This window comes from Amycolatopsis sp. NPDC004368 (assembly GCF_053602515.1).
In genome coordinates, this window is the sequence record NZ_JBSGDT010000016.1 from 58,432 (window position 1) to 84,017 (window position 25,586).

At 70.9% G+C, this 25,586-nt stretch carries 25 protein-coding genes and 1 pseudogene; 12 read left to right on the forward strand and 14 right to left on the reverse strand.

Going from position 1 to position 25,586, the window contains the following annotated elements; genetic code table 11:
- The first annotated feature begins 157 nt into the window (after window positions 1-157).
- Entirely contained in the window at window positions 158-538 is a 381-nt protein-coding gene (locus tag ACWEOE_RS22505; RefSeq protein ID WP_452012233.1) for a DUF2568 domain-containing protein, read from the forward strand.
- Window positions 539-547: 9 nt separating this feature from the next.
- On the opposite strand, the gene ACWEOE_RS22510 is transcribed toward ACWEOE_RS22505, so the two are convergent.
- From ACWEOE_RS22510 to ACWEOE_RS22550, 9 genes and pseudogenes are all read right to left on the reverse strand, one after another.
- On the reverse strand, window positions 548-940 hold the full coding sequence (locus ACWEOE_RS22510) for an Imm1 family immunity protein (RefSeq protein ID WP_452012234.1): 393 nt from the start codon (window positions 938-940) through the stop codon (window positions 548-550).
- A gap of 36 nt (window positions 941-976) precedes the next feature.
- A pseudogene (locus tag ACWEOE_RS22515) lies at window positions 977-2,228 on the reverse strand (RNA polymerase sigma factor).
- Window positions 2,228-2,623 carry a YciI family protein gene (locus ACWEOE_RS22520; RefSeq protein WP_452012236.1) on the reverse strand — a complete coding sequence of 132 codons (396 nt, stop codon included), beginning with the start codon at window positions 2,621-2,623 and terminating at the stop codon, window positions 2,228-2,230. Before ACWEOE_RS22520 ends, ACWEOE_RS22515 begins: the two are co-directional and overlap by 1 nt.
- Window positions 2,624-2,698: 75 nt before the next feature.
- Window positions 2,699-3,160 (reverse strand): mycothiol transferase, encoded by a 462-nt coding sequence (locus tag ACWEOE_RS22525; protein ID WP_452012237.1) that lies wholly within the window; start codon window positions 3,158-3,160, stop codon window positions 2,699-2,701.
- 51 nt (window positions 3,161-3,211) lie between these two features.
- Complete coding sequence (locus tag ACWEOE_RS22530) at window positions 3,212-4,078, reverse strand: oxidoreductase (protein ID WP_452012239.1); 867 nt, start codon at window positions 4,076-4,078, stop codon at window positions 3,212-3,214.
- A 184-nt stretch (window positions 4,079-4,262) separates the two neighbouring features.
- Window positions 4,263-5,255: an LLM class flavin-dependent oxidoreductase gene (locus ACWEOE_RS22535; protein WP_452012240.1), complete on the reverse strand. Its 993-nt coding sequence runs from the start codon at window positions 5,253-5,255 to the stop codon at window positions 4,263-4,265.
- Window positions 5,256-5,285: 30 nt separating this feature from the next.
- Window positions 5,286-6,530, reverse strand: a complete 1,245-nt coding sequence (locus tag ACWEOE_RS22540; protein ID WP_452012242.1) for an MFS transporter — start codon at window positions 6,528-6,530, stop codon at window positions 5,286-5,288.
- Window positions 6,531-6,533: 3 nt separating this feature from the next.
- Window positions 6,534-7,319: a GntR family transcriptional regulator gene (locus ACWEOE_RS22545; protein WP_452012243.1), complete on the reverse strand. Its 786-nt coding sequence runs from the start codon at window positions 7,317-7,319 to the stop codon at window positions 6,534-6,536.
- A gap of 3 nt (window positions 7,320-7,322) precedes the next feature.
- Window positions 7,323-8,147 carry a creatininase family protein gene (locus tag ACWEOE_RS22550; protein ID WP_452012244.1) on the reverse strand — a complete coding sequence of 275 codons (825 nt, stop codon included), beginning with the start codon at window positions 8,145-8,147 and terminating at the stop codon, window positions 7,323-7,325.
- A 93-nt stretch (window positions 8,148-8,240) separates the two neighbouring features.
- Between ACWEOE_RS22550 and ACWEOE_RS22555 the strand changes: the two genes are divergently transcribed.
- The 5 genes from ACWEOE_RS22555 to ACWEOE_RS22575 all read left to right on the forward strand — a co-directional run bounded on the left by ACWEOE_RS22555 (window position 8,241) and on the right by ACWEOE_RS22575 (window position 14,655).
- Complete coding sequence (locus ACWEOE_RS22555; protein ID WP_452012246.1) at window positions 8,241-9,473, forward strand: NRAMP family divalent metal transporter; 1,233 nt, start codon at window positions 8,241-8,243, stop codon at window positions 9,471-9,473.
- 11 nt (window positions 9,474-9,484) lie between these two features.
- Window positions 9,485-10,267: a putative hydro-lyase gene (locus tag ACWEOE_RS22560; protein ID WP_452012247.1), complete on the forward strand. Its 783-nt coding sequence runs from the start codon at window positions 9,485-9,487 to the stop codon at window positions 10,265-10,267.
- A 142-nt stretch (window positions 10,268-10,409) separates the two neighbouring features.
- Entirely contained in the window at window positions 10,410-12,341 is a 1,932-nt protein-coding gene (locus tag ACWEOE_RS22565; protein WP_452012249.1) for a prolyl oligopeptidase family serine peptidase, read from the forward strand.
- A 209-nt stretch (window positions 12,342-12,550) separates the two neighbouring features.
- Entirely contained in the window at window positions 12,551-13,903 is a 1,353-nt protein-coding gene (locus ACWEOE_RS22570; protein ID WP_452012251.1) for an MFS transporter, read from the forward strand.
- On the forward strand, window positions 13,900-14,655 hold the full coding sequence (locus ACWEOE_RS22575; protein ID WP_452012253.1) for an N-acyl homoserine lactonase family protein: 756 nt from the start codon (window positions 13,900-13,902) through the stop codon (window positions 14,653-14,655). The genes ACWEOE_RS22570 and ACWEOE_RS22575 overlap by 4 nt, the downstream gene beginning before the upstream one ends.
- 5 nt (window positions 14,656-14,660) lie before the next feature.
- Here ACWEOE_RS22575 and ACWEOE_RS22580 read toward each other — a convergent pair whose 3' ends face one another.
- Window positions 14,661-15,317, reverse strand: a complete 657-nt coding sequence (locus tag ACWEOE_RS22580) for a TetR/AcrR family transcriptional regulator (protein WP_452012254.1) — start codon at window positions 15,315-15,317, stop codon at window positions 14,661-14,663.
- Between the two features lie 160 nt (window positions 15,318-15,477).
- Here ACWEOE_RS22580 and ACWEOE_RS22585 point away from each other — a divergent pair, with 160 nt between their 5' ends.
- The 3 genes from ACWEOE_RS22585 (at window position 15,478) to ACWEOE_RS22595 (ending at window position 19,052) form a co-directional block, all read left to right on the forward strand.
- On the forward strand, window positions 15,478-16,347 hold the full coding sequence (locus ACWEOE_RS22585; protein WP_452012401.1) for a shikimate dehydrogenase: 870 nt from the start codon (window positions 15,478-15,480) through the stop codon (window positions 16,345-16,347).
- On the forward strand, window positions 16,334-18,157 hold the full coding sequence (locus ACWEOE_RS22590) for a bifunctional sugar phosphate isomerase/epimerase/4-hydroxyphenylpyruvate dioxygenase family protein (RefSeq protein ID WP_452012255.1): 1,824 nt from the start codon (window positions 16,334-16,336) through the stop codon (window positions 18,155-18,157). The genes ACWEOE_RS22585 and ACWEOE_RS22590 overlap by 14 nt, the downstream gene beginning before the upstream one ends.
- Window positions 18,158-18,254: 97 nt before the next feature.
- Window positions 18,255-19,052: a thioesterase family protein gene (locus ACWEOE_RS22595; RefSeq protein WP_452012256.1), complete on the forward strand. Its 798-nt coding sequence runs from the start codon at window positions 18,255-18,257 to the stop codon at window positions 19,050-19,052.
- Between the two features lie 78 nt (window positions 19,053-19,130).
- Here the strand turns inward: ACWEOE_RS22595 and ACWEOE_RS22600 are convergent, their stop codons facing one another.
- Genes ACWEOE_RS22600 through ACWEOE_RS22610 form a run of 3 tightly spaced genes read right to left on the reverse strand, consistent with a single transcriptional unit; the run spans window position 19,131 to window position 22,245 of the window.
- On the reverse strand, window positions 19,131-20,318 hold the full coding sequence (locus ACWEOE_RS22600; RefSeq protein ID WP_452012258.1) for an FAD-dependent oxidoreductase: 1,188 nt from the start codon (window positions 20,316-20,318) through the stop codon (window positions 19,131-19,133).
- Window positions 20,319-20,335: 17 nt separating this feature from the next.
- Window positions 20,336-21,271: an alpha/beta fold hydrolase gene (locus tag ACWEOE_RS22605; protein ID WP_452012259.1), complete on the reverse strand. Its 936-nt coding sequence runs from the start codon at window positions 21,269-21,271 to the stop codon at window positions 20,336-20,338.
- A gap of 14 nt (window positions 21,272-21,285) precedes the next feature.
- Window positions 21,286-22,245 carry an ABC transporter substrate-binding protein gene (locus ACWEOE_RS22610; RefSeq protein ID WP_452012261.1) on the reverse strand — a complete coding sequence of 320 codons (960 nt, stop codon included), beginning with the start codon at window positions 22,243-22,245 and terminating at the stop codon, window positions 21,286-21,288.
- 235 nt (window positions 22,246-22,480) lie between these two features.
- Here ACWEOE_RS22610 and ACWEOE_RS22615 point away from each other — a divergent pair, with 235 nt between their 5' ends.
- Genes ACWEOE_RS22615 through ACWEOE_RS22625 form a run of 3 tightly spaced genes read left to right on the forward strand, consistent with a single transcriptional unit; the run spans window position 22,481 to window position 24,826 of the window.
- Complete coding sequence (locus ACWEOE_RS22615; protein WP_452012263.1) at window positions 22,481-23,308, forward strand: ABC transporter ATP-binding protein; 828 nt, start codon at window positions 22,481-22,483, stop codon at window positions 23,306-23,308.
- On the forward strand, window positions 23,305-24,072 hold the full coding sequence (locus tag ACWEOE_RS22620) for an ABC transporter permease (RefSeq protein WP_452012264.1): 768 nt from the start codon (window positions 23,305-23,307) through the stop codon (window positions 24,070-24,072). The genes ACWEOE_RS22615 and ACWEOE_RS22620 overlap by 4 nt, the downstream gene beginning before the upstream one ends.
- Entirely contained in the window at window positions 24,062-24,826 is a 765-nt protein-coding gene (locus ACWEOE_RS22625) for an ABC transporter permease (RefSeq protein WP_452012265.1), read from the forward strand. The genes ACWEOE_RS22620 and ACWEOE_RS22625 overlap by 11 nt, the downstream gene beginning before the upstream one ends.
- A gap of 102 nt (window positions 24,827-24,928) precedes the next feature.
- On the opposite strand, the gene ACWEOE_RS22630 is transcribed toward ACWEOE_RS22625, so the two are convergent.
- Window positions 24,929-25,480, reverse strand: coding sequence for a MarR family winged helix-turn-helix transcriptional regulator (locus ACWEOE_RS22630; protein WP_452012267.1), 552 nt, complete (start codon window positions 25,478-25,480; stop codon window positions 24,929-24,931).
- Between the last annotated feature and the right edge of the window lie 106 nt (window positions 25,481-25,586).

The following is a 25,586-nucleotide window of genomic DNA, read 5'->3' on the forward strand; positions in this document are numbered from 1 at the left end:
CTGACGTCCTCAAAGGACGGTCACGTCGTTTCATCGGGCCGCTCTGCCTGTCGCGAGCGTGGCGGGCATTCGAGAGCACTGCTCTTGACAGTTCGCGGGAGGTTGGTGAACACTGCTCATAACAGAGAGCACTGCTCTCACCGTCAAGGAGGCGACCGTGATCGAGACCGTGTGGCGCTGGGGGAACCTGGGCCTGGCTTTCCTGCTGGAGCTGGCGGCGATCGCCGCGCTGGGGTACTGGGGGTTTAACGCTGCCGAGGGAACCGCGGGAAAACTGCTGCTGGGCCTGGGTGCGCCCACCGTGGGGATCGGGCTGTGGGCGCTGTTCGCCGCGCCGACGGCGAGCCTGCGGACGCCCCTGCTCTATGCGCTCACGGTCGTCGTGGTCGTCGGGGGTGCCGGCGCGGGCCTGTGGTTCTCCGGGCTCCGGACGCTCGGGCTGCTCCTGCCCGTGCTGTTCGTCGCGAACCTCGCCGTGGTGAAACTGATGCACCTGGACGCCGCGACCGCGCCCGCCCAGGTCGCAGTCGGTCGGTGAACAACCGGCTCAGGCCTGGCGCAGCTTCCACGCCACGCACTCCGGCCGCACCCGGGTCTTCGCGAACTCCTCCACCGCCTGAAGCACCAGCTCCGCCGGCACATCACTCCCGGGCGGCTGCGGGAAGTGGCTGCCCTGCAGGCTGAAGTAGTCGGCGGCCGCCGTGCCGGAGCCGTCGGCGGGGAGGTGGGTGGTGCCGTTCTCCTGCCACACCAGGGTGCCGCGGTCGCCGCGAAGGCCGGCGACCAGGTGGGGCAGCCCGGGGCCCTGACCGGCGTAGATCCACCACACGACGCCGGCCGTGGCCGACGGGGGGACGGCCGCGCGCAGGGCGGCGAGCAGTGTCTCGGCGGGCACGCTCGTGACGTCGTACCCCGTGCGCCGGTCGCCGGTGCTGGCCATGGTCCGCTCCGCGTTCAGTGAGGATCGACGCTGATCCTAGCGGCCCTCGGGGCGAGCGCGAAGCGGCCCCACTGTCCGAAAAGGACGGTCGCTGCGCAGCCGTGCGGCGCGGACCGTCAGGAAGCGGCGTTCCGGGAGGCTGGGGGTGCGGGCGGCCGCGGCCTCGTAGCAGCGGATGGCGGCCGCGGTGTCGCCGGCGCGTTCCAGCAGGTCGGCGCGGGTGGCGTCGAGGCGGTAGTGGCCGGCGAGGCGCTCGTCGAGGGTCGCGAGCAGGTCCAGACCGGTCGCCGGGCCGTGGACCAGGGCGGTCGCGATCGCGCGGTTGAGCGTGACCATCGGGTTGTCCGCCAGGGTTTCCAGCCGCTCGTACAACGCCAGGATCCGCGGCCAGTCCGTGTCGCCGGCGCGCAACGCGATGTCGTGCGTGGCCGCGATCGCCGCCTGCAGCCCGTACTCGCCCGCGGGCCCGCCGGTGAGCGCCGCGGTGGCCAGCACCACCCCCTCGCGGATCAGCGACCGGTCCCACCGCGTGCGGTCCTGCTCCTCCAGCGGCACGAGCTCGCCGTCGGGCCGGGTCCGGGCGGGACGTCGCGCGTCGCTGAGCAGCATGAGCGCCAGCAGGCCCGTGACCTCGGCGTCGTCGGGCAGCACGGCGTGCAGCAGCCGCGCGAGCCGGATCGCCTCGCCCGAGAGGTCCGTGCGGTGCAGGCTGTCGCCGGCGCTGCTCGTGTAGCCCTCGTTGAACACGAGGTACAGCACGTGCAGCACCGACTTCAGCCGCGCCGCGCGTTCGTCGTCGGCCGGCAGCCGGAACGGCACACCGGACGCCTTGATCTTCCCCTTCGCCCGGCTGATGCGCTGCGCCATCGTCGCCTCGGGAACGAGGAACGCGGCCGCGATCTCCGCGGTGGTGAGGCCGCCGACGGCCCGCAACGTGAGCGCGATGGCCGACGCCGGCGTGAGCGCCGGGTGGCAGCACAGGAACAGCAGCGTGAGCGTGTCGTCCTGGTCCGACACCTCGGCCGGGCTCGGCGAACACCGCCAGCTCACGGCGCGCGCGGGCCTCGTCGCTGCGGAACCGGTCGGTGAGCCGCCGGGCCGCCGCCTGGATCAGCCACCCGCGCGGGTTGTCGGGCACACCGTCGGCGGGCCAGTGCAGCGCCGCGGCGAGCAGGGCCTCCTGCACGGCGTCCTCGGCCGCGCCGAAGTCGCCCGACCGCCGGGCCAGCACGCCGAGGACCTGCGGCGCGAGTGTGCGCAGCAGGTCCTCGAGCGCCTCGGGTGTCATCAGGCCGGTGCGCTCATCAGTTGACGGACCTCGATCGGCTGACGGATCGGCGTACCCCCGATCCCCGGCGCCGCCGAAAGCCGCGCGGCGATCTCGAGCACGCGGTCCTCCGAGTCGACGTCGACGATCCGGTAGCCCGCGATCAGCTCTTTGACCTCGGCGAACGGCCCGTCCGTGACCACGGTCCCGCCCGCGCCCCCGGACACGACCTTCTTCGCCGCCTCCGGCCCGGACAGGCCCTGCGCGTCCACGAGCTCACCCTTGTCGGCGAGCTCGGCGTTCAGCGCCTGCTGGAACGCGACGTGCGCCCGGATGTCCTCGGGTGACCACTCGGTCATCGGCACGTCGCAGCCTTCGCCGCCCGAGTACGTCTGGATCACCATGTACTTCGTCATCGTGGCTTCCTCCGCCCTTCCGGCGTGCCGCGTCTCGGCACGCTCACTGTAAGGACGGAGCCGCGGTTTTGTTCTCTACACGCGCCCGAGCAGCACGTCGCGGGTGAGCTCGAGGTGCCCGCGGTGCTGGGCGAGCTCCTCGTACACGTGCAGCAGCGCCGTGCCCTGATCCGCGCCGATCGGGGTGCCCCGGTACTTCGGCGGGACCTCGCCGGCCGGCGCCGCGTCCGGGACGGACCCCGCGACGTCGGCGCCGAACTGCTCCCGCACCGCCCGCAGCCGCGCCAGCAGCGGTGCGACGGGACCCGTCGCCGCGAACTCGGCGTCCCGGTCGCGCTCCACCTCGCGCCCGGCGACGACGTGGCCGCCCCAGAACGTCATCACGCCGAGACAATGCGTGACGATCGCGTACGGTGAGTTCGTCCCGGCCGCTTCGGGGCGGGCGTTCACGAGCTCGTCGCCGAGCTCGGTGAGCGTGGCGGCCATCCCGTCGAGCGCGCGGTCGACGAGGTACAGGTATCCGTCGGTGGTGATCACGCCGTGAGCCTATCCGCCGTGGTCAAGACACCGCTTGGGTCCACTGTGGACTCACCGGCCGATCGTGTCCAGCTCCGCCACCGCCTCGGCCGGCAACACGAGGTCGGCCGACGCGATGTTCTCGCGCAGGTGCCCGCGCGACGACGTGCCGGGGATCAGCACGGTCGTGGGGGACCGCTGCAGCAGCCACGCGAGCGCCACCTGCTGCGGCGACGCACCCAGGCCCGCCGCGACCTTCGCCAGCGTCTCCGACTGCACCGGCGTGAACCCGCCGAGCGGGAAGAACGCCGCGAACGCGATGTGCTCCGCGGCGCAGCGCTCGACGAGGGCGTCATCGTCGCGGGCGACCACGTTGTACAGGTTCTGCACGGTCACCACGGGCGCGATGGCCTGGGCCTCGGTGAGCTGCGCGTCCGAGACGCCACTGAGTCCCAGGTGCCGGATCCGGCCCTGCTCGCGCAGCTCGGCCAGCGCGGCGAACTCGGCGCCCAGCGGGGTGTCGTCCGGCCCCTCGTGCGCGCCCACGCGCAGGTTCACGACGTCGAGCACATCGAGCCCGAGGTGGCGCAGGTTCTCGTGCACCTGCGCCTCGAGGTCCGCGGGCTCCAGTGAGGGGAGCCACGAGCCGTCCGTGCCACGCCGCGCGCCGACCTTCGTCACGATGCGCAGGTCGGCGGGGTAGGGGTGGAGGGCTTCCTTGATCAGCTCGTTGGTGACGACCGGGCCGTAGAAGTCGCTGGTGTCGATGTGGGTGATCCCGTGCTCGACCGCTTCGCGCAATACCGCGATCGCCTCGTCGTGGTCCTTCGGCGGCCCGAGGACGCCGGGGCCGGCCAGCTGCATGGCGCCGTAGCCCATACGGGTGAGCGTGAGGTCGTCGGCGAGGGTGAGGGTGCCGCCGGGAAGGGTGTCGGCCACGGTCGGGTGCCTTTCGCGCTGGGTACCGGGCGGGTTCTGCCGCCTTCGGTTCCACGGTGCGCCCGCGGGCCGGCCGGTGGGACGGCCCCGGTTTTCCTGGGAGTGGCAGGGCCGGGATTCCGGGAACCGCCTCGATTCCGCCGCGGAGGGCGGGCGGGAACCGAGGCGGTCCCGAGCACTACCGCTAGCCGGCCGCCAGCCGCGGCCCGATCACGTCCTTGAACGCGGCCACGTCGGCCTCCGGCAGGTCGTAGCCGGACTCCGCGGTGTGGGACGGGAAGAAGAACACGTGGTCCACGCCGGACTCCTGCTTCGCCTGCAAGAGCCGCTCGGCGCAGTACTCGGCCGGGCCGAACAGGCCGAAGGCCTCGCTGATCCGCTTGGCCTCGGCGTCGGTGAAGGCCGTGGGGTCGTGGTCGGCGGGGATGTCGAGCCCGGCGGCGCGCAGCCAGCGCAGGTTGGCGGTGCTCGGGTAGTTCAGGAAGGGCTTGTCGGGGCGGAAGTAGCGGCGCACCCACTCGCGCGCGGTGTCGAACGGCTCGATCGCCGTGGGCACGATCAAGATCTCTTGCACCGACTCCGGCGTGCGCCCGGCCCGCTGCGCGCCCGCGCGCACGTGCGAGCGCGCGGCCTCGATGCTGTCCGGGTGCAGCCCCGCGAGCATCACGACGCCGTCGGCGACCTCGCCGGCGAGCTCGAGCATCTTCGGCCCGGCGGCGAGCACGAAGATGCCCGCCGCGGGCTTGGCCACATTGTTCATCTTGATCTCGTGACCGTCCACAGTGGCCTTCTCGTCGGCCACCAGCTTCCGGATGGCCGTCACGGCCTCGCCCAGCTGCGCGCGTTGCCCCTGCGGCCGCCCGGCCTTCTCGACGGAGAGGAACCCGGGCGCGAGCGTGAGCAGCACCCGGCCCGGCGCGATCTCGGCCAGCGAGTTCGCGATGGCCGCGAGCACGAGCGGGTGGCGCGTCACCGTGTTGGTGGTGGCGGGGTAGAGCTGCAGCTTCGACGTCGCCGCGGCGGCCAGCGTCAGGGCGGAGTAGACGTCGCGGCCCGAGTGGTGGTGGTCGTGCACGCCGACGCCGTTGAACCCGGCTTCCTCGCACGACACGATGAACTTCGTCAGCTCGGGCAGCGGGCGGCCGACGGGCACCCGGATGTCGACCTTCACGGTCATGGGGAAGTCCTTTCTCGACAAGGAAACAACTCAGGCGGGCAGGGGTTTGCCCTTGGTTTCGGGGAGGAACAGCACGGCGATCATGCCCAGCAGGTAGATCGGCGCGAAGATCGCGGCCGCGTGCCCGAACCCGCCCACGGCCGAGGCGAGCGGTCCGATGAGCACGGCCCCGGCCATCGCGAGGTAGCGCGAACCGCTGAACACCACGCTGATCGCCGTCGCGCGGATCGACGTGGCGAACAGCTCCGGCGTGTGCACGGTGTACCAGCTGTACACGCCACCGGTGAGGAACCCGGCGACCAGTTGCAGCCACGTCGCGGTCGACGCGTCGTGCACCAGCAGGAACACGATCGGCACGATCGCCGCGCACCCCAGGAAGTAGGCCTGGATCGACCACTTGCGGCCCCAGCTCTCGGCGAGGAACCCGAACAGCACGCAGCCCACGATCTCGCCGAGGTTGTACAGCGCCCCGGCCCATCCCGTGAAGAACGCGATGCGCTTCGGATCGTCCACGAGGCCGCCGACGAAGCTCGGCAGGAACGAGCTCACCGCCCACCAGCCGCCGGTGATCGCGATCGAGACCGCCAGCGCGCCGAGGAACTTGCGCCGCACGCCGGGTGCCAGCAGCTCCCCGACGCGGACCTTGGGCTGCCGTTGCGCGGCCCACCGCGGCGATTCGGGAATGCTGCGCCGCGCCAGCAGCACCACCACGAGCGGCAGCACCCCGAACAGGTACATCCAGCGCCACGACAGGCCCAGCGTCGACCCGAACAGCACCCACAGCCCGGACACGAGCACCCCGCCCACGGAGAACCCGGCCTGCAGCAGCCCCGCGCCCTTAGCTCGCCACTTCTGCGGCCACACCTCCTGCAACAGCGAGGTGCCCACGCCCCACTCGGCGCCGATCCCGAGCCCGGTGAGGAACCGCGTGAGCCCGAAGACCCACCAGTTCCCCGAAAGCGCCGAGCACGCCGTGAACACGCTGTACACGGCCACGGCCGCGATCATCGTGCGCCGTCGGCCCAGCCGGTCGCCGACGACACCGCCCACGATCCCGCCGGTCGCCCAGCCCGCGAGCGTGATGGCGACCAGGTAGCCCTGGTAGGTGGTGAGGTGCGGCAGCTGGTCGTGTGGCAGCAGCTCGGTGAGCGTCGGGCGCGCGGTGATCAGCAGCACGAAGGTGTCGTAGCCGTCGGCGACCCAGAACACGAGGGTCAGCGCCAGTACGCCCCACGCCTTGCGGTCGAGCCGCGTCGGGTTGGCCAGTGTGGTCATGTTTCACTCATCGAGGTAGGTCCGGATCACCGAGAAACGCAGGTATTCGTCGTTGACGTGCACGATCGTGACGGCCACCGGCCGCTCGTCCGCGTGGATGTGGGTGTGACGCAGCCGCAGCAACGGCCGTGTCACGGGGATGTTCAGCGCCGCGGCGACCTCCGGCGGCGGCAGCACCGGCCGGACCTCGGCCACGGAGTAGCACACCGGCGAGCCGATGTGGCGTTCCACGAACTCGAACGTCGACTGCAGGGGCTCCAGGGCGAGTGGGTCGTCGCCGAGCAGCCGCACGGGGAAGTGGTCGACGCTGTGCACCGCCGGCGCGCCCGCCGCGGCGAAGACCCGCTCGATCCGCAGCGCCTGCTCGCCGGCCGGGATCTCCAGCGACGCGGCCGTTTCCGCCTCGAGCCTCACCACGCGCCGGTCGGCCGTGCGCACCGACGCCGGGTGCCCGGCCTCGGCGAGCAAGTCCATGAACGCCCCCGCCTCGGCGAGGTTCGCGCCGAGGCCCAGGGCGTGGCGGTTGATGAACGTGCCGTGGCCGTGCAACCGGCGGATGCGGCCTTCCTTCTGCAGCGACTGCAGCGCGGAACGCAGCGTCGCCCGGCTCACCCCGAGAGCGGCCGAGAGCTCGGCTTCGGACGGCAGCCGCAGCCGGCCCGCCTCGCCCAGGCGCTTGATCACCTCGCGCAGCCGGTCCTTGACCTGCCGGTACGCGTCCGACGTGATCGCCGAGAGCGCGGACAGGTCACCGGGCAGCGCGGGCTCGGGATGAATCCGGGTGACCACGGGTCAGCCTTCGCTGCGGTGACCGATGGGGCCGTTGTACGTGCGCAGCCAGTCGACGAGCTCGCCGAGGCGCCCGACGATGTGGTCGTGGTAACGCTTGCCCTTGTCCTCCGACAGCCCCTTCGACGAGCTGAACGAGCCGGTCGGGGTGAACGCGCGCTGCTCGTCGCCGGACCAGATGATCTCGACGCCGTCGGGCGCCGGGCCGAACAGGTCGTTGCCGACGAACCCGCCGAAGACCTCGTCGAAGTCGACGGAGGCGTCGGTGAGGCGGTCGGTGCGGATCTTGCCGGGGTAGCGGTAGTGCACGTGGGAGAGCTCGAGCTCACCGGCGTGGTGCTCGTTGGTCTCCTTGATCGTCGGCGAGGCCGAGCGCGCCAGGTGCAGCGGGTCCGCGACGGCGAACAGCACCTCGGGCAGCTCCTCGTCGTGCAGCACGCGCACGGCGCTGTTCAGCGCGGGCAGGTTCGAGCCCTTGTGCCCGTTGAGCAGGATGATCCGGGTGAAACCGTGGCGCGCCAGGCTGCGCGCGACGTCGCGGATCAGGAGCGTGAGCGTGTCCGGCCGGACCGTGATGGTGCCGGGGAACGCGCCGTGGTGCGACGAGTCGCCGTACCAGATCGGGGGCGCGACCAGCACGCCCTTGCGCTCGGCCACGTCCTCGGCGAGCGTGATGGCCACGTACGAGTCGACACCGAGCACGCCGGCGGGGCCGTGCTGCTCGGTGCTGCCGATCGGCACGATGACGATCCGCTCGGTCTCGAGGTACGAGCTCACTTCTTCCCAGGTCAGGTCCTGGATCCAGACCGAAGGCAGGTTCTCCGCCATGGGCACCTCCCAGATGGTGAAACAGGTCGTTAGACGTCAGACGTCTAACTTAAGCTGCTTGGCAACCCCGGCCAATCGTGACCAAGGAGTGGGATGGACCGCGTGACCAAAACCGACGACCGGCAGGCCCGGCCGGGACGGCTGCGCGTGCCGCCGCTGTTCGGCGCCGCGCTGCTGATGGCCATGAGTGCGGCGGGACCGGGCTTCATCACCCAGACCGCCTCGTTCACCGTGCTCTACGGGGCCTCATTCGCGTGTGCGGTCGTGGTCTCGATGATCATCGACGTCGCCGTGCAGCTCAACGTGTGGCGCATCCTCGGCATCTCGGGGCAGCGGGCGCAGGACCTGGCGAGCAAGGTGTTCCCGGGTGCCGGCCAGGTGCTCACGGTGTTCGTGGTGCTGGGCGCGGTCGTGTTCAACATCGGCAACATCGCCGGCACCGGTCTCGGCCTGCACAACCTGCTGGGCGTCGACCCCCGCATCGGCGCGGCCATCAGCGGTGTCCTCACGATCGCGATCTTCCTCGTCCGCTCGGTGCTCACGGCTGTGGACCGCGTGATGGTGGTGCTCGGTTTCGTGAAGATCGCGCTGATCATCGCGCTCGTGATCGCCACGGCGCCGCCGGTCGGGCAGGCCGCGGTGGGTGTCGTCGACCCGAAGGGCCTGCCGTTCCTGCCGATCCTCACGCTCATCGGCGGCACGGTCGGCGGCTTCATCACCTACTCGGGCGCGCACCGGCTGATCGACGGCGGCCTGGTCGGCGTGTCGAACCTCAAGCGCATCAACCGCGGCGCGTGGACCGGCATCCTCGTGGCCTGCGTGCTGCGGATCGTGCTGTTCCTCGGGTTCTTCGGCGTCATCGCCACCGGTGCGCACCTGGCGAACAAGAACGATGCGGCGGGCTCGACGTTCCTCGCCGCGTTCGGCACGGTGGGCCTGCACCTGTTCGGCCTGGTGTTCTGGGCGGCGGGGATGACGAGCGTGATCGGCAACTCCTACACCACCGCCACGTTCCTGCAGTCCTACGTCAAGCCCGTGCGCACCCACTTCAACCGCGCGGTGATCGTGCTGATCGGCCTCGCGACGATCATCTTCATCGCCGCGGGCCAGACGCCGCAGTCGATGCTGGTGTTCGCCGGCGCCATCAACGGCCTGGTGCTGCCCATCGGCCTGGCCATCATCCTGTGGGTCGCGCTGCGCCGCCGCGACCTGATCTCCGGCTACCGCTACCCCAAAGTGCTGCTCGGCGTCGGCATCGCCGCCTGGCTGTTCACCGCCTACGCCGCGGTGGAGTCCCTGACCTCACTCGGCTCGATCTTCTCCTGAGGAGTGCGTCCATGACCATCACCCCCGCTCTCGAACCGGCCGCGGCTCGCGAAGCCTTCCGCGGCGGACTGCGTGTGCCGACCGCCGGCTGGGCGCCGGGCTACGCGCAGGCCAACCTGATCATCGTGCCGCGCGAGTACGCCTACGACGCGCTCCTGTTCGGCCAGCGCAACCCCAAGCCGTGTCCCATCATCGGCGTCACCGACACCGGCAGCCCGCACACCGACCTCGCGGCCGGCGCCGATCTGCGCACTGACCTGCCCTCCTACCGCGTCTGGCGCGACGGCGAACTGGTCGACGAGCCGGACGACGTCAAGGAGTACTGGAACGACGACCTCGTCACGTTCATGATCGGCTGCAGCTACACCTTCGAGACGCCGCTGGTCGCCGCCGGCATCGAGGTCCGCCACATCAGCAAGGGCCAGAACGTCTCGATGTACAAGACGAACCGCGCCTGCGCCCCCGCCGGACGCCTGAGCGGTCCCATGGTCGTGTCGATGCGCCCGATCGCCGCCGACCGCGTGGCCGACGCCGTGCGCATCAGCGGCCAGTTCCCGTCCGTGCACGGCGCCCCGGTCCACATCGGAGCCCCCGAGGCCCTCGGCATCGAGGACCTCTCGAAGCCCGACTTCGGCGACCCCGTTGAGATCCGCGAGGGCGAGGTCCCGGTGTTCTGGGCGTGCGGGGTCACCCCGCAGGCCGCGATCATGCAGTCGAAGCCGCCGTTCGCGATCACGCACGCGCCGGGGTACATGTTCGTGACCGACGTGCCGGACTACACGTACGCGGTGTGAGCCGGGCCGGCGAGGGCCGCCTCCCGATCGCCCTCGCCGAACCCCGGTGCATCGGCTTCTCCCGATGGTCGATCCGGCACTCCTGCGGGGCAACGGGTGCAACGCCGCCCCCGCCGTGGGGGAGATCGGCTAGCGTGGCGCCGTGCAGATCTCCGAATTCGGGTCCTGGGCCACGCCGTTCACCGCGAGCCTGATCACGCAGAGCGCCGTGCGTGTCACCGATGTGCGGGCGGACGGGGGTGCCGTCGTGTGGTCGGAGGCGCGGCCCGGCGAGGGTGGCCGCGTGCAGCTCGTGCGGCGGGCAGCCGACGGGACCACCGCCGACCTGCTGCCCGACGGTTTCGGGGCGCGCACGTCGGTGCACGAGTACGGCGGTGCCGACTGGTGGGTGCGCGACGGGGTCGTGTGGTTCGCCAACTGGCCGGACCAGCGGTTGTACCGGCTGGCCCCGGGCAGTGCGCCCGTGCCCCTCACCCCCGAACCCGAGGTGCCGCGCGGTGATCGCTACGCCGACGGCGACCTGACCGCCGACGGCACGCGCCTGGTCGTGGTGCGCGAGCACCACCCGAAAGACGGCCGCGGCGCGGTGGACGTGCGCAACGAGATCGTGGTGCTGACCGGTGACGCCGAGCCCGAACTGCTCGTGTCCGGACCGGATTTCGTGGCGAGCCCGCGGTTCTCGCCCGACGGCGGCAAGCTCGCGTGGGTCGCGTGGGACCACCCGAACATGCCGTGGGACTCGACCGAGCTGCGCGTGCGGGACCTGGCCACCGGCGAGGAGGCCGTGGTCGCCGGCGGGCCGGGGGAGTCGGTGTCCGAGCCGCGCTGGCACGCCGACGGCACGCTGTACTTCCTGTCCGACCGCAGCGGCTGGTGGAACCTGTACCGGTGCGACGCGGCCGGCACCGTGAAGCCGGTGATCCGGCTCGAAGCCGAGATCGGCGTGCCCGCGTGGGGCCTGGGCACGGGCCGGTACGTGGTGCTGGCCGACCACCGCGTGGTGTTCGCCCGCTGGTCGGGTGGCTTCGACGGGCTCGCGATCGCCACGCCCGACGGCACGGTGACCGACCTCGACACGCCGTTTTCCGCGGTCAGCGCGCTGCGCCCCGGCAGCGAAGGCGAACTGCTGCTGCTCGCCGGCTCACCCACCGCCGAGACGAGTGTGTACGCGCTCGACGCCACCGGAGCCGTCCGCACCTTGCGCGAGCCGCGCGACACCGGGATCGGCGCCGAGTACGTCTCCGTGCCCGAGGCCGTCGATTTCCCGTCGGGCGAACGCGTGTCCCACGCCTTGTTCTACCCGCCCGTGAACCCGGGCTTCTCGGGTCCGGCGGGGTCGAAGCCGCCGGTTGTCGTGATCGTCCACGGTGGACCGACGTCGCAGGCGGTTCCCGTGCTGTCCCCGGCGATCCAGTACTGGACGAGCCGCGGCTTCGGCGTGGTGGACGTGAACTACGCGGGGTCCACCGGATTCGGCCGCGCCTACCGTGAGCAGCTGCACGGCACGTGGGGCGTCCTCGACGTCGCCGACTGCATCGCGGCCGTGCGCTGGCTCGCGAGCGAGGGGCGCGTCGACGGCGGCAAGCTGCTCATCCGCGGCGGCTCCGCCGGCGGGTACACCGTGCTGGCCGCCCTTTCGCGCGCCGACACGCCCTTCGCCGCCGGCACCGACCTGTTCGGCGTCGCCGACCTGCAGGCGCTCGCGGCCGACACGCACAAGTTCGAGAGCCGCTACCTCGACCGCCTGATCGGGCCGTACCCCGAGATGCGCGAGGTCTATCTCGAACGCTCACCGATCCAGCACGTCGAAGACTTCGCGAAACCCCTGCTCGTGCTGCAGGGCGCGGACGACCCCGTGGTGCCGCCGAACCAGTCGGAGCTGATCGTCGACGCCCTGCGCTCGCGCAAGGTGCCCGTGGCCTACCTGCTGTTCGAAGGCGAGCAGCACGGCTTCCGCCGCGCCGAGAACATCCGCCGCTCCCTGGACGCCGAGCTGAGCTTCTACAGCCAGATCCTCGGCTTCGACCTCCCCGACGGCGAGGCGATCGACCCGGTCGAGGTGGAGAACCTCTGACGTAGCAGCGCCGCGAACGGCCGGAAAACCCTGACCACCGGGGATTTCCGGCCGTTTTCGCGCACCCTCCACAGAGGACCCGGCCACTGTGGATCTTCACCGGGAAATCCGTCCTTGACAACTCCCGGTCCGACCTCCACCCTCTCTAATTAACCGTACGGTACATTAGCCGACGGGCGAGGCAACGGCGCACCGCAGAGGAGAGAAACGTGAACGGTCGAGGAGATCGAGCGGCGCCTGCCGCCGGTCGGCCCGCGAAGGCGGCGCTGGCCGCCTGGATCGGCAGCGCGCTGGAGTACTACGACTTCTTCATCTACGGCACCGCCGCCGCACTGGTCTTCGGCAAGATCTTCTTCCCCTCGTCGTCGCCGGCCGCGGGCACGTTGCTCGCCCTGTCGACGTTCGGCGTCGGGTACGTGACCCGCCCGCTCGGCGCGCTGCTGCTCGGGCACCTCGGCGACCGCTTCGGCCGCAAGCGGGTGCTCATCGCGACGCTGCTGCTCATGGGCGCCTCCACGGTCCTCGTCGGCTGCCTGCCGAGCTACGCGTCGCTCGGGATCGCGTCGCCGGTGCTGCTCGTCGCTTTGCGCCTGTTGCAAGGGCTTTCCGCCGGTGGTGAGCAGGCGAGCGCGAACTCGATGAGCCTCGAGCACGCGCCGGAGGACCGCCGCGCGTACTACACGAGCTTCACCCTCAGCGGCACGCAGGCCGGGCAGATCGTGGCCACGGCGGTGTTCCTGCCGGTCGCCGCGCTGCCGCAGGACGCGCTGCTGTCGTGGGGCTGGCGGGTGCCGTTCTGGCTGAGCGCGGTGATGGTCGCGGTCGGGTACTTCATCCGCCGCTCGGTGGAGGAGACGCCGGTGTTCCGCGAGGAGGTCGCCGCCGGTGAGGTGGTGCGGCTGCCGCTCGCGGTGCTGCTGCGCGACCACTGGGCCGACGTGCTGCGGGTGATCGTCGCCGCGCTCATCGCCTCGGTCAGCACGATCTTCACCGTCTACGCGCTCAGCTACGCGGTGAACACGGTGGGGCTGAGCAAAACGCCGATGCTGTGGGTGGGTGTGCTCGCCAACGTCGCCGCGGTGATCTCGATCCCGTTGTGGGCCAAGCTTTCCGACCGCAAGGGCCGCAAGAAGATCTTCATCGCCGGCTCACTCGCCTGCGCGGTGCTGATCTTCGGCTACCTCGGCGCGATCGCCGCCGGCAGCTACGTGTGGATCTTCGTGCTCGGCATCGGCATGTTCGGCATCGTCTACACCGCCACGAGCGCCATCTGGCCGTCGTTCTACGGCGAGATGTTCCCGGCCCGCGTGCGCCTGTCGGGCACCGCGATCGGCACGCAGATCGGCTTCGCCATCAGCGGTTTCCTGCCGAGCGTGGCGGCGGCCGTCGCCGGGGACGGGCGCGGCGCGTGGCTCGGCGTCGCGATCTTCACCGCCGGGCTGTGCGTGGTCAACGCGATCGCCGTGGCCACCGGCCGCGAGACCTACCGAGTCCCGACCGCTCAGCTCGGCCTGAAGGACGCCCCGGTGCACCAGGTGAAGGAGGTCGGCGTCCAGCCGTGAGCACGTTCGAGGTCCACGCCCTGTGTTACGGCCGCCGCGAAGGCGTGCGCGGCGACCATTTCCTGGGGCACGGCAAGGATTCGACCGAACCGCACCCCACGGCGTACTACGTGTGGCTCGCCGCCTCGCCGGAGCACACGGTGCTCGTCGACACCGGGATGCACCCCGACCGCGCGGCGGGCGTGCCCGGACTGGAGTACGTGGACCCGGTGGAGCTGCTCGCCGCGTTCGGCGTGGCTCCCGAAGCCGTGGACCACGTGGTGCTCACCCACCTGCACTACGACCACGCCGGCCGGGCGAGCGCTTTTCCGAATGCGGCCGTCACCGTCCAGCGGTCCGAAGTGGACTACTGGACGGGACCGTGGGCCGAGCGCATCACGCGTGAACGCTGGCTCCTCGACGAAGCGGAACTGAAACGACTCGGCGCCTCCGGCCGGCTGAAGATCGTCGAGGGCGACGCCGAGGTCGTGCCCGGCCTCACCGTCCACCTCGTCGGCGGCCACACCGCGGGCACGCAGGTGGTGCGCGTGGCGACCGCGGCCGGCCCGGTCGTGGTCGCCTCCGACGCCAGCCACTTCTACGAGAACCTCGAAGCCGACCACCCCGCGCCGCTGCTGCACTCGACGACCGGCGTGTACGGCGCCTTCGATCGCATCCGCGAGCTGGCCGAGACGTTCCTGCCAGGCCACGATCCGCGCGTGCTGGAGCGCTACCCGACCGATCACACCGGCCGGATCGCGAGGATCGCGTGAGGGCCTCAGCCGGCGGTCAGGTAGCTCACCAGCAGGTCGCCGACCATGCGCCGGTGGTGCTCGCGGGTGGCCGGGTCGAGCAGGTCGCGGTCGAAGATCGCGTTGAACGTGTAGCGGTTGGCCGTGCGGAACACGCAGAACGCGCTGATCACCATGTGCACGTCGAGCGCGTCGGCGTCGGCGCGGAACACGCCGGCGGCGCGGCCGCGCTTCAGGATGCGGGTGAGCACGTCGAGCGCCGGGTTGGCGAGCGTCGAGAGCGTGGTGGAGCGCGTGATGTGCTGCGCGCGGTGGATGTTCTCGATGCTCACCAGCCGCACGAACCCGGGGTGCGAGTCGTGGTGGTCGAACGTGAGCTCGGCGAGCTGGCGGATCGCGTCGACCGGGTCGAGGTCGTCGACGTCGAGGTTCTGCTCCAGCTGCCGGATCACCGTGTAGGCGCGTTCCAGCACCGTGACGAAGAGCTGGTCCTTGCTGGTGAAGTAGTAGTAGATCATCCGCTTGGTGGTACGGGTCCTCGCGGCGATCTCCTCCACCCGGGCGCCGTCGTAGCCCTTCTCGGCGAACTCGACCGCGGCGACGTCGAGGATCTCCGCCTTGGTCCGCTCGGCGTCGCGGGTGCGTTCTTTCCCGGCGGCGTCTTCCGGCGACGGTGCGGCCACGGACTTCCCTTCTCGCTCCGGCTGGGTCGCGTCCCACTGTAGGCCCGCGCGGCCCCGGCTCCCGTTCAGCTCTTGTCCGCACGTCGAAAGGAACCTCGTGCACCCAGCCACGGTCGTGGACGCCGTCCGCGAGCACGCCCGCCGCGCCGGCCCCGGCGCCGTGCTCGCCGGGCTCGTCGGATCGGGCATCGGCCCGTCGCTCAGCCCGCCGCTGCACGAAGCCGAGGCGGGCCGCCTCGGCGTGCGGCTCGCGTATGGCCGCTTCGACCTCGACGACTGGGGCCTGCCCGCGAGCGCCGTGGGCGAGGTGGTCGCGGCGGCGCGCGCCGCGGGTTACGCCGGGCTCAACGTGACGCACCCGTGCAAGCAGGCCGTGCTCGCCCACCTCGACGAGCTCTCACCCGACGCGGCGGCGCTGGCCGCCGTGAACACGGTGGTGTTCGACGGTGACACGGCGGCGGGCCACAACACGGACTGGTCCGGCTTCGCCCGCGGCCTCGAAAGCGGGCTGCCCGGGGTGCCGCTCGGCTCCGTCGTGCTGCTGGGCGCGGGCGGCGCCGGCGCGGCGGTCGCCCACGGCCTGCTCACGCTGGGCGCGGGCCGCGTCCACGTGCTCGACCTGGATCCGGCGCGCGCCGACGCGCTGGCCTCAGCCCTGCGCACGAGGTTCGGGGCCGACCGGGCGTCGGCCGGGGGCTCGACGGCGTCGGCACTGGCCGGCGCCGACGGACTGGTCCACGCCACCCCGGTCGGCATGGCCGCGCACCCGGGCCTGCCGCTGCCCGCCGAGCTGCTGGACCCGCGGCTCTGGCTCGCGGAGGTCGTGTACCGGCCGCTGGAGACCGACCTCGTGCGCCTGGCCCGCCGGGTCGGCTGCCGGGTGCTCGACGGCGGCCGCATGGCCGTGTTCCAGGCCGCCGGCGCACTCGCGCTGTTCACCGGCACCGCACCGGACACCGGCCGGATGCGGCGGCACTTCGACCGGCTCACCGCTCCTGGAGAAAGGGAACCCGCCGATGTCCTCGACTGACCCCCGCCGGGCGATCGCCACCGTCTGCCTGTCCGGCACGCTGGAGGACAAGCTGACCGCCGCCGCGGCGGCCGGGTTCGACGGTGTCGAGATCTTCGAACCCGACCTGCTCGCCTCGCCGTGGTCCCCGAAACAAGTGCGGGAGCACTGCGCGGACCTCGGCCTGACCGTCGAGCTCTACCAGCCGTTCCGCGATTTCGAGGCCGTGCCGCCCCCGGTGCTCGCGGCGAACCTGCGCCGCGCCGAGCACAAGTTCGACGTGATGGCACAGCTCGGCGCCGACACGATGCTCGTGTGTTCCTCGGTGTCCCCGGACGCCGTGGACGACGACGAGCTCGCGGCCGAACAGCTGCACGCCCTGGCCGAACGCGCTGCCGAACGCGGGCTGCGGATCGCGTACGAAGCACTGGCGTGGGGCCGGTTCGTGAACACCTACGAGCACTCGTGGCGGATCGTGCGCCGGGCCGCGCACCCCGCGCTGGGGCTGTGCCTGGACAGCTTCCACATCCTCTCGCGCGGCAGCGACCCCGCCGCGATCCGCACGATCCCGGGGGAGAAGGTCTTTTTCCTGCAGCTGGCCGACGCGCCGCGCCTGGAGATGGACGTGCTGCAGTGGAGCCGCCACCACCGGCTGTTCCCGGGTCAGGGCGCGTTCGACCTCACGGACTTCACCGCTCACGTGCTCGCCGCGGGATACGCCGGGCCGTTGTCGCTGGAGGTGTTCAACGACGTCTTCCGCCAGGTCGACCCCGGTCCGGCCGCCGTCGACGCGATGCGGTCCCTGCTGGCGCTGGAGGAAACCCTCGGCACGACGGCGCTGCCCGTCGCACCGGTGCTGAGCGGGCACGCGTTCACGGAGATCGCCACGGCCGGCCCCGAGGTTTCGCAGGCGCTGGCCGGGCTCGGGTTCACACACTCGGGGCAGCACCGGACCAAACCCGTGGCGCTGTGGCAGCAGGGTGACGCGCGGATCCTGGTCAACTCCGGCGTTTCCGGGGACAGCGCGTCGGTGGCCGCGCTGGCGGTGGAGAGCGCGGATCCGCCTGCGTCGGCCGCCCGTGCGCAGCGGCTGCTCGCGCCCGTGCTGCCCCGCACGCACAGCGCGGGGGAGGCGGACCTCTCCGCCGTGGCCGCGCCGGACGGTACCTCGGTGTTCTTCTGCCGTACCGGGGGAGTCGACAGCTGGCTCGACGATTTCGCCACGGTGTCGGGAGAAACGGTCTCGGGAAAAACGGTGCCGGGTGCCGGGGTGATCGGCGTCGACCACGTGTCACTGACCCAGCCCTTCGACCACTTCGACGAGGCCACCCTCTTCTACCGCGCGGTGCTCGGCCTGGAACCGGAGCCGGTCACGGAGTTCGCCGCGCCGTTCGGGCTCGTGCGCAGCCGCACGGTCACCGGCGGCGCCGTGCGCATCGCCCTGGACTCGGCCCTGCTGCGCCGCGGCGACTGGGCACCGGGTGTCCGCGAACCGCAGCACATCGCGTTCACCACCGAAGACGCCCTGGCCAGTGCCCGCGTGATGCGTGAACTCGGCGCGCCGCTCCTGCCGATCCCCGGCAACTACTACGACGACCTCGACGCCCGCCTCGCCCCGCCGCCGGACCTGCTCGACGCCCTGCGCGCCCACTCGATCCTGTACGACCGCGACGAGCACGGCGTCTTGCTGCACTTCTTCACCGAAGTGCTGGGCGGGCGGGTGTTCTTCGAGGTCGTCCAGCGGATCGACGGCTACGCGGGCTACGGCGCCGCCAACGCGCCCGTCCGCATGGCAGCCCACCGGCGCAGCCGGCTCGCGAACCCGCGCTGAACGGACGGGTGGTCTCCGTCTCACTCGACGGGCGCGCACCGCGAGGGCGAGCTAAGTTGCGCGGAACAACCCGCTACCCGCGCGAGGAGACCACCCGGTGAGCACGACGACCTTCGCCGCGGTGTCCGCCGTCAAACGGCGGTCGCCCGGCGGTTTCGACGCGGACATCAGCCCGCTGTGGACGATCGGTGGCAAGCCCAACGGCGGTTACCTGCTCGCGTTGATCGCGCGGGCCGCCGTGGCCGACCGGGAGCACGCCGACGTGCTGGCCGCCAGCGCCCACTACCTGCGTTCGCCCGACCCGGGGCCGGCCGAGGTCGAGATCGAGACGCTGCGCACCGGCCGCAACTCGAGCCAGGTGCGCGGCCGGCTGCTGCAGGAGGGCAAGGTATCCGTCGAGGCCCTGTTCACCGTCGGCACGCTGACCGCCGGTGAGCCGTACTGGCAGGACGGCCTGCCCGACCCGCGCCTCGGCATCGAGTCGGTGGTCCGAGTTCCGGGCACCACGCCGCTCGGCCTGCCGGTGGCGATCATGGACGAGATCGAGGTCCTCCTCGACGCACCGAGCGCTCGTGTGTTCACCGAAGGCCCCTCCGGCGGCGGCGAGCTCGTCGGCCGCCTTTCGCTGCCCGGCGACGAGCCGTTCGACCCGGTGAGCCTGCTGTTCGCCGTCGACGCGTTCCCGCCGGCCACCTTCGACATCTCGGCCAGCGGCTGGGTGCCGACGCTCGAGCTCACGGCCTACGTTCGTGCCCGCCCGGCTCCCGGTCCGCTGCGGGTGCTCCACCGAGCCCACCTGATCACCGACGGCCGCGTCGACGAGTCCTGCCACATCTGGGACCGCACGGGCACCTTGGTCGCCCAGGGCACGCAGCTCGCCGGCATCCGCCTCTGACTCCTCGGCAACGCACCCGCTGTGATGTCCACATCGGACACCGCAGCGGGTGCGTTCGGGGGAGGGCGGGGAGACGATTCAGCCGAGCGAGGCCGCGCGGGCCACGCTGTTGAGCAGCGACGAGTTCATCAGGAACTTCAGTTCCAGCTCCGGATCGTCGCCGAGTGCCGCGAGCTCGGCGAGCCGTTCCTTGCGCCGCACGGGGTCCTTCTCCTCGAGCCGGCGCTTGTTGGTCACGGTCTGCTGCTGCACGAACTCGATGTTCACCGTGCGCCGTCGCAGCGTGTAGCGGTCGAGCACGGATTCGTCGCGGCTGCCGGCGAACTCGTGCAGCGAAGCGGCCAGCTCGACGGCGTCGTGGATGCCGCAGTTGAGGCCCAGTCCGCCGATGGGGTTGTTCACGTGGGCGGCGTCGCCCGCGAGGAACACCCGCCCGGAGCGGAAGTCCTTCGCCACGCGCTGGTGCACGTTGTAGAGCTTGCGGTGCACCAGCCGGCCGGCCGGGTCGCCCGACAGCGCGAGGCCGGCCAGGCGAGCGCGCGCGCCCTCGTCACCGACGGCTTCCTCGTCGGTTTCGCCGACCGTGGTGGGGAAAACGGCACGCCAGCGGCCCTTGCCGTCGTCGCCCGCGACCTTGAACAGGTTGACCCACTCGCGCGGGTCGGCCCAGTAGTTGCGGTAGCTGCAGTCCAATTCGGACTGGAAGTCGAACAGCGTGGTGAGCACCAGGAACCGCTCGGGCCAGGTGTAGCCCTCGAACTCGATCCCGAGCGCCTTGCGCACGGTGCTGCGCCCGCCGTCCGACCCGAGCACGAAGTCGGCCTCGATCGGGCCGTCGGCGGTGTGCACCGTGGCCGAGTCCGCGGTCTGCGTCACGCCCGTCACCGGCTGTCCGAACCGGACGTCCACTCCGGAGAGCCGCTCCAGCACCATGTTCACGATCTTGTGCTGTTCGATCTGGACCACGAACGGATACGGGGTCACGTCGCGCAGCACGTCGTGGTCCAACCGGGTGATCATCGATCGATCCGGCCGGTCCCAGAAGTCGAAGTACCGCGCCACGAGCCCGCGCTCCACGACGTCGTCCATCAGGCCCAGTTCGCCGAGCATAGCCAGGGTGGACGGGTGCACCGTCGCCGCGCGCGGTGCGTCCTCCACTCCCTCCTCCGCTTCGAGCAGCGTCACGTCGAACCCCCGCCGGGCGGCGGCCAGCGCGAACACCGCGCCGACCGGACCCGCACCCACGACCACAACACGCTGTCCCATGGTGTTCAAATCCCCTTTCAGCCGAGTTTCGCGAGCCAGCCGGCCACGGTGTCCACCAGCGCCTCGCCGGAGCCGTCGAAGCGGTGCCCCTCCGTGCCTTCCGGCGAGGGCAGCGACACCGACGTGACCGACGGCGAGATGCCTTGCTCCAGCGCAGCTTGAAGCCAGCCGGGCTCGAAGTCGTGGATCACGGTGTCGTGCTCGTCGCGAACCATCAGGATCGGGTTCGGCACGCGCGCGATCCAGTCGACGCTGCGCGCGCCGGCGGTGCCCGTGCGCCGGTAGGTGAGGAAGTGCTGCGCCGTCACGGACATCGACCGCCCGCCGAGCCACGACATCTTGGTCGAGAGCGTGCGCCCGAAGTCGCCGGCCTGCACGGCCGCCACGGCTTCCTCGGTGAGCGCGCGGTAGGTGGCCTCGTCGTTGATCAGCAGGTGCCGGGACTTCCACGGCAGATCCGCGAACATGCCGGTCAGCGCGATGCCCGCGATCTCGGGGTGGAAGTGCGTGGCCGCGAAGTACGTGACCTGCGAGGTGCCCAGGCTGTGCCCGTGCAGCACGATCTTCGAGTACCCGAGTGAGCGCGCCGTCCAGAACGCCGCTTCGATGTCGCGCACGGTCGCGTAGAAGCTGTCGGTGTTCACGGCTTCGCCCGACTGCCGGGTGTTGATCGCGAGCACCGGCACGCCGCGGCCGCTCAGGCCCAGCGCCAGCGTGCGCACCGGCAGGCTGCCGATGCTGCCGCCGCTGCCGTGCACACTCAGCACGAGCGGGGCGCCCGCGAGCGGCTCCGCCGGCACGAGGTGCGCGGCCGGTCCGGAGCGTCCGTCGAGGGACGTGATCTCGTAGTACTGCAGGGAAACGCCGTCGGGTGCGTGGAAGTCCTCGAGGGAGGACGGGGTGCCCGCGGGGCGGTAGGTGACCGCCGCCGCGGTGCTGTCCGTTGTAGACAACTCTGGTGCTCCTGTCACTTCGAGCCGGTGTACACGAGCTTGCTGTAGTCGACCGTGCCGCCGAAGCCGCCGAACTTCTTCATGGCGTCACCCCAGATCTTCAGGTCGTTCTGGGAGACCTCGGTGGTGAACTCGCCCAGCGGCGACTTCTTGGCCTGCTCGGCGGTCACCTTGGTGTAGCCGGCCAGTGCGACGTAGGCCTTGTCGTTGTTGTCCTTGATCCACTGCGCCGCGTCCTGCAGCGCCGCCTTGAACCCGTCGGCGAGCTTGGGGTTCGCCGAGGTCCAGTCCTTCGAGGCGATCCAGTACGTGCCACCGAGGTAGTTCGGGCTCAGCGCCCGCTCCGGGTCACCGAGGCTGCGCATGCCGGCCTGCTTGCCGACGCTGATGAAGGGGTTGATCACCTCGACGGCGTCGACCTGGCCGGCCTTCAGCTCGTCGATCATGTTCGGCGTCGGCACCTGCACGAACTGCTCGGCCGCGGGGTCCACGCCGTTGCTCGAAAGCCACGCCTTGGTGGAGATGTTGATGTTGCCCGTGAGGGTGGGGGAGCCGATGCGCTTGCCCTTGAGCTGTTTCACGTCGGTGATCTCCGGGCGCACGAAGATCTGCACGCTCTGGTCCTCGGGCGAGTCGCCGTTGTTGCCCGACACGGCCACGAGCGGAACCCCCGAGGAAGACGCGCGCAGCATGATCGGCGCGACGCTGAACCCGAGGTCGTACTGCTTGCCCAGCAGTGAGGGCACCAGCGTGATGTCGTTCAGCGTCGTCGTCTTCACGTCTTTGATGCCGTGCTTGGTGAAGAAACCCTGTTGCTGGGCGACGACGACCGCGAGCGAATCGTTGGTGTTGTTCAGCGCCACGCGGATCGTGCCGTCGCTCGATGCCGAGTCGCCGGAACCGCTGCAGCCGGACACGGCGAGCGCGCCCGCGAGAACTGCGGTGACCAGCGTGGTGATGCGGGTGCCCCTCATGACGCCTCCGTGGGAGTTGGGGGGAGTGGGGATCGGGGAGTAGTTCACTATCCGAAGTAGTTGAGCAGAGACAGTAACTCAAGTTAGCTAATCTCTCAATGGTCCAGCTCAGGGCCGTGGTAACAGACTTGTTAAGGCTGGATCGCAGACGAAAAAGCACTACTCAAGTCATTGACGTGTGGAAGGTTAGGCGCCCATCATGGCCAACGCCAGCCCTGAAGGAGGTCCCGATCCCGTGACCGTAGAAGCCACCGCACCGGCCACCGAGACGGCGGATGCGTTTTCCTGTTCGAAGCTCTTCGTCGAGTACCGCACGCGCAACAAGGTGCTGCGGGTGCTCGAAGACGTCGGGTTTTCCTGTGCCCAAGGGGAGTTCCTCAGCATTCTCGGGCCGTCGGGCACCGGGAAGACGACGCTGCTGCGGATCCTCGCCGGACTGTTGTCCCCGGGCGAGGGTTCGTCCGTGCGGTTCCGCGGGAAGGAGATCACCGGCCCGCCGACCGGCGTCGGCATCGTGTTCCAGAACTACGCCGCGTCGCTGCTGCAGTGGCGCACCGTGGAACGCAATGTCGCGCTGGGCCTGGAAGGCCGCACGAGCAAGGCCGAACGCGACGAACGCGTGCGCGAGGCGCTCGAGCTCGTCGGCCTGGCCGACCGCGGCAGGGACTACCCGTGGCAGCTCTCGGGCGGCATGCAGCAGCGCGTGCAGATCGCGCGCTCGCTCGTGATGCGGCCCGAAGTGCTGCTGATGGACGAGCCCTTCGGCGCGCTCGACGCGATGACCAAGGCGCAGCTGCAGGACGAGCTGCTCAAGGTCGCCGCGGTCACCGGCGCGACGGTCGTGTTCGTGACCCACGACATCGACGAAGCCGTGTACCTGTCCGACCGCGTGCTGGTGCTCGCCGGTCGCCCGGCCACGGTCGGGCGTGAACTGCGCATCGACCTGCCGCGCCCGCGCGACCAGGTGGCCACCAAGGAACTCCCGGCCTACCTCGCCGCCCGCCACCGCGTGTACGAGGCGCTGAAGGCCGAGTCCGAGGCCCAGGAATCGGGGGCCGAATGAGGCGCCTGATCGGGTTCGCGGTGCCGGTGGCCGTGATCCTGCTGTGGCAGCTGGTGAAATCGGCCGGGCTGCTGCCCTACGACAACGTGCCGGCCCCGTCGGACATCTGGTCGTCCACAGTGGATCTGGCCTCGTCCGGTGAGCTGATGACGAACACCTTGCACACGCTCGCCGCCTGCCTCGGTGGCTGGGCGCTGGGTTCCGTGCTGGGCCTGCTGCTCGGCTTGCTGCTGGGGCTCGTCCGTCCCGCGTGGACCTACGGCATGGCGTCGGTGGAGGTGCTGCGCGCGCTGCCCGCGATCTCGTTCGTGCCGATCGTGGTGATCCTGCTGGCGCAGACCGTGGAGATGGAGATCGTGATCGCCGCGTGGGTCGCGATCTGGCCCGTGGCGATCAGCACGATCGACGGCGTGCGTGGCGTGAACCCGGTGCACCGGGACCTCGCGCGCACCCTCGGTCTCTCGCCGGTGGCCAAGGTCGTGAAGTTCGCGCTGCCCACCGCGCTGCCGAAGATCATCGTGGCACTGCGGTTGAGCCTCTCGGCCGCGCTGGTGCTGGCGATCGTCGCGGAGATCGTCGGTGACCCCGAGGGCATCGGTTACGCGCTCGTGCAGTCGCAGCAGTCGCTGCGCCCGGCGGCGATGTTCTCCTACATCCTGCTCACCGGTGTGCTCGGCATCGTCCTCAACTTCATTCTCGTGTGGACACTCCGGTTCGTGCCGGGTGCCCGTCAAGCCGCCAGGGGAGCCGACGATGCCGCGTAAAACCCGCAAACCCGGGGTCGCGCCGCTGCGGGGCCTGCTGCCGCTGGCGCTGCTGCTCGTGCTGTGGCAAGTGATCGGCGACAGCTCGAGCACGTTCTTCCCGCCGCCGGCGCAGTGGTTCAGCCAGACGTGGGAGCTCACCTCCGGCGGTGCGTTGCTCGGCGGGCTGCTGGCCACGCTCGAGACGTTCGTGATCTCGCTGCTGGCCGCGACCGTGATCGGCGCGGTGCTCGGCCTGCTGATCGGCCACGTCCCGCTCGCGGAACGACTGCTCGGCCCGATCCTCGAGTACTTCCGGTTCCTGCCGGGGGTCGCGCTCGTGCCGCTCGCCGTGCTGCTCGTGGGCTACACGGAGTCGATGAAGCTCTACGTGGTGGTCTTCGGTGCCCTGTGGCCCGTGCTGCTGCAGGTGCGCCAGTCGGCGAAGGCGGCCGACGTGATCCTCTCCGACGTGGCCTCCACGCTGCGGCTCGGCAAGCTGGCGGCGTTCCGCAAGATCCACCTGCCCGCGATCGTGCCGGGCCTGCTGCTGGGCGTGAAGATCGCGGCGCCGCTCACGCTGGTGCTGGTGCTCGTCGTCGAGATCAGCACGCAGGTGTCCGGGCTGGGCAAGCTCATGGAGACCGCGCAGCAGAACTTCCAGTCGGCGCAGGTCTACGGGCTCGTGGTGGTGGTCGGGCTGGTGGCGCTCGTGATCAACATGCTCGTGTCGGCCGCCGAGGGTTTCCTGCTGCGGTACCGGCCGGAGCACTGAGCACGCTCGCGCTGAAGCACCACCGCGTGAAACAGACCAAGGGGCTCCGGTCCGGTGTGGACACACCCGGACCGGAGCCCTTTTCCACGGCGGCCGGGGTTCTCAGCGGTGGTGCGCGTGCGCGTGGTGCCCGGCCGCGGTGAGCAGCATCGCCAGCCGTGGGTCGGAGTCCAGTCCCAGGTAGAACGAGAACGTGGCCAGCGCGCCGAACTTGCCCTCGTCGGTGAGCTGGCGCTGGAAGTGGTTCACGTGGTGGTGCACGGCGTTGTCGATGGTGCGCAGCACCTCGATGCCGGCCTCCGACGCGTGCACGGCGATGACCCGCCGGTCGTCGGGGATCCGGGCCCGGTGCACGAGCCCCTTCTCCTCGAGCTGGCGGATCAGGCGCGACGCGAGCGCGGGCGCGATGTCGAGCCGCTCGGCGACCTTGTTCACCGGCAGCGGTCCCTCGGCGCCGAAGATCTGCAGGAGCGCCTGGTGCTGAAGTGGCTGCAGCCCGCCCGCGATGGCCTGCTCGTCGAGCAGCCGCAGGATCTTGCGCAGCACGAACCGCGCGTGGGCGATCGCCTTGACGTGGTTGGCGAAATCGAGGTCGCTCGACGCGACCGCGCCCTTACCCCACAGGGCGAGTAGCTGGGCGGTCTCGTCCTCCACCGCGATCCCCCTCCGTGCCGCGTCCTCGAGAAGCCGTGCATCTCCAAGAAGCTTCAGCTCTCAAGAAGCCATCATCAAGTCAATGACCTGAGGACACTATATCAGC

Coding starts and splice junctions, on each gene's coding strand:
- ACWEOE_RS22590 (WP_452012255.1), top strand. CDS start 16,334: ATGTCCTCGACTGACCCCCGCCGGGCGATCGCCACCGTCTGCCTGTCC.
- ACWEOE_RS22610 (WP_452012261.1), bottom strand. CDS start 22,245: ATGAGGGGCACCCGCATCACCACGCTGGTCACCGCAGTTCTCGCGGGC.
- ACWEOE_RS22540 (WP_452012242.1), bottom strand. CDS start 6,530: ATGACCACACTGGCCAACCCGACGCGGCTCGACCGCAAGGCGTGGGGC.
- ACWEOE_RS22560 (WP_452012247.1), top strand. CDS start 9,485: ATGACCATCACCCCCGCTCTCGAACCGGCCGCGGCTCGCGAAGCCTTC.
- ACWEOE_RS22600 (WP_452012258.1), bottom strand. CDS start 20,318: ATGGGACAGCGTGTTGTGGTCGTGGGTGCGGGTCCGGTCGGCGCGGTG.
- ACWEOE_RS22520 (WP_452012236.1), bottom strand. CDS start 2,623: ATGACGAAGTACATGGTGATCCAGACGTACTCGGGCGGCGAAGGCTGC.
- ACWEOE_RS22625 (WP_452012265.1), top strand. CDS start 24,062: ATGCCGCGTAAAACCCGCAAACCCGGGGTCGCGCCGCTGCGGGGCCTG.
- ACWEOE_RS22535 (WP_452012240.1), bottom strand. CDS start 5,255: ATGACCGTGAAGGTCGACATCCGGGTGCCCGTCGGCCGCCCGCTGCCC.
- ACWEOE_RS22550 (WP_452012244.1), bottom strand. CDS start 8,147: ATGGCGGAGAACCTGCCTTCGGTCTGGATCCAGGACCTGACCTGGGAA.
- ACWEOE_RS22555 (WP_452012246.1), top strand. CDS start 8,241: ATGGACCGCGTGACCAAAACCGACGACCGGCAGGCCCGGCCGGGACGG.
- ACWEOE_RS22510 (WP_452012234.1), bottom strand. CDS start 940: ATGGCCAGCACCGGCGACCGGCGCACGGGGTACGACGTCACGAGCGTG.
- ACWEOE_RS22620 (WP_452012264.1), top strand. CDS start 23,305: ATGAGGCGCCTGATCGGGTTCGCGGTGCCGGTGGCCGTGATCCTGCTG.